We start from the raw sequence: 454 nt of genomic DNA on the forward strand, positions 1-454 counted from the left end.
CACACTTCTAGCAGCAGCCGCTGTTGGGGGTCGATGGCGTGGGCTTCGCGCGCGGAGATGCCGAAGAATTCCGCATCGAAGTCGGCCGCGCCGGGCAGGAAGCCGCCGTAGCGGGTGTAGGTCTTGCCGACCGCGTCGGGATCGGGGTCGAACAACTCGGCCAGGTTCCAGCCCCGATCGGTCGGAAATTCGCCCATGACGTCGATGCCGCTGCTGACGACCTCCCACAGTCCGGCGGCCGAATCGATGCCCCCGGGGAAGCGGCAGGCCATGCCCACCACCGCGATGGGTTCGTCGGCGCTCGCCGTGCTGGTGGTGGTCCGTACCGGCGCATCGGCTGCTGTGGTGGTGAGGTGGGACAGCAGGTACTGGGCGATCGCCGCGGGGGTGGGGTGGTCGAAGATCAGCGTCGGCGGCAGGCTCAGGCCGCTGTGTTGGGCCAGGGCGTTGCGCA

Annotated in this window: 1 protein-coding gene; it reads right to left on the minus strand. The window is 69.2% G+C overall.

Annotated features, from left to right (window positions below):
- Positions 1-454 (minus strand): acyl carrier protein (locus F0Q45_RS28875; protein ID WP_149656677.1); only part of this gene is annotated, 454 nt, incomplete at both ends.

Origin of the sequence: Mycobacterium simiae, assembly GCF_008370645.1 — a bacterium.
Classification (GTDB): Bacteria; Actinomycetota; Actinomycetes; order Mycobacteriales; family Mycobacteriaceae; genus Mycobacterium; species Mycobacterium simiae_A.